Below are 2,261 nucleotides of genomic sequence, written 5' to 3' on the forward strand. Positions count from 1 at the left end.
CGGTGCTGCTGCCGGGCACGGCCTTCGTGGACCTGGCCCTCCACGCCGGCGACCGCGTCGGCTGCGGCACCATCGACGAACTCACCCTCCAAGCACCGCTCGTACTCCCCGAACACGGCGCGCTCACCCTCCAGGTCGTCATCGGCACCGAGGACCCCGACGGCACCCGCTCGATCACCGTGCACTCCGCCCCCGTCGCCACCCAGGGCGCGGAGGACGCGGCGTGGACGCTGCACGCCACCGGCACCCTCACCACCACCGCCACCCCGCCCGCCGGGGGCGGCCTCACCCCGTGGCCGCCCCCGAACGCCCGGGCCGTGGACACCACCGGGCTCTACGAGGAACTCGCCACGGCCGGCTACGACTACGGCCCACTCTTCCAGGGCCTGAAGACCGCCTGGCGCGACGGCGACGACCTCTACGCCGAGATCGCCCTCCCCCACGACCAGTGGGACCACGCCACCGGCCACGTCCTGCACCCCGCACTCCTGGACGCCGCACTCCACACCATCGCCGCCACCGGCGCCCACCCCACCACCGACGGCCCCGCCCTCCCCTTCTCCTGGACCGGCGTCACCCTCACCACCCACGGCACCCCCCTCCTACGCACCCACCTCACCACCCACCCCGACAACACCCTCACCCTCACCCTCGCCGACCACAACGGCACCACCATCGGCCACATCAACACCCTCACCCTCCGCACCATCACCCCCGACCAACTCTCCGCCGCGCAGGCCGCAGGGCAGACGGTCGACTCGCTGTACCGCGTCGCGTGGACGACGGTCCCCGCTCCCCCGGCCCCGGCGCCGGTCACCGGTGTCGACGTCCTGGCCGTGCCCGCTGCCTCCACGGGCGATGACCCGGTGTCGGGGGTGCAGGAGGTGCTCGCCGACACCCTCGCCCGGGTCCAGGACTGGCTCACCACCCACCACGACGACGACACCCACCTCGTCGTCCTCACCCACGGCGCCGTCGAAGCCGCCGACACCCCCCTCACCAACCTCCCCGCAGCCGCCGTCTGGGGCCTGATCCGCACCGCCCAGACCGAACACCCGCACCGCATCACCCTCCTCGACACCGACCAACCCCACACCCCACAGACCGACCTCGACACCGCCCTGGCCACCGCCCTGGCCACCGGCGAACCCCAACTCGCCCTCCGCGACCACCACCTCTACGCCCCCCGCCTGACCACCACATCCCAACCCACACCCCACACCCCACCCCAACCCCTCACCGGCACCATCCTCATCACCGGCGCCACCGGAGCACTCGGCAGCCACATCGCCCGCCACCTCGTCACCCACCACGGCGCCCGCACCCTCGCCCTCCTCTCCCGCCAACCCAACGGCGGACCCAACGGCCACCACCTCACCACCGAACTCCAACAACTCGGCGCCACCATCCACTGGCACACCGCCGACGCCGCCGACCCCCACGCCCTCGCCCCCATCATCCACACCCACCAACACGACCTCACCACCGTCATCCACGCCGCAGGAACCCTCAACGACGCCACCCTCCACACCCAAACACCCCACCACCTCACCACCACACTCCAACCCAAAGCCACCGTCGCCTGGAACCTCCACACCCTCACCACCCACCTCAACCTCACCCACTTCATCCTCTTCTCCTCCGCCGCCGGCACCCTCGGCGGCGCCGGACAAGCCAACTACGCCGCCGCCAACGCCTACCTCGACGCCCTCGCCCACCACCGCCACACCCACAACCTCCCCGCCACCTCACTCGCCTGGGGCCCCTGGGCAGAAGGCGGCATGGCCCACACCCTCACCCCCACCGACCACACCCGCATGCACCGCGCCGGCATCCCACCCCTCACCCCCACCCACGCACTCCACCTCCTCGACACCAGCCTGATGTCGGACCGTGCGGCCGTGGTGCCGGTCAACCTCGACCTCGCAGTCGTCCGCCGGTCGGCGCGGCAGGGCCGTGAGGTTCCGCACCTGCTGCGCGGGCTGGTCCGGGTGCCCGCTCGCCGGGTCGCGGACACCGGTGCGGCCGGTGCCGGGCTGGCGGACCGGCTGGCCGGGCGGCCGCCGCGGGAGCGGCTCGGTCTCGTGCTGGACGCGGTGCGCGCCGAGGTCGCGGCCGTGCTCGGCCACGACACCACCGACGCCGTCCCACCCCACCGCGCCTTCACCGAACTCGGCTTCGACTCCCTCACCGCCGTCGAACTCCGCAACCGCCTCACCACCACCACCGGCCTCCGCCTCCCCGCCACCCTCGTCTTCGAC

Annotated in this window: 1 protein-coding gene; it reads left to right on the forward strand. The window is 73.1% G+C overall.

What is annotated here, in order from left to right; genetic code table 11:
• Positions 1–2,261, forward strand: a 2,261-nt coding sequence (locus OSB71_RS24080; protein WP_265950922.1) for a type I polyketide synthase, incomplete at both ends; no start/stop codon positions are given.

Source organism: Streptomyces marinisediminis, from assembly GCF_026262575.1.
Lineage (GTDB): Bacteria > Actinomycetota > Actinomycetes > Streptomycetales > Streptomycetaceae > Streptomyces > Streptomyces marinisediminis.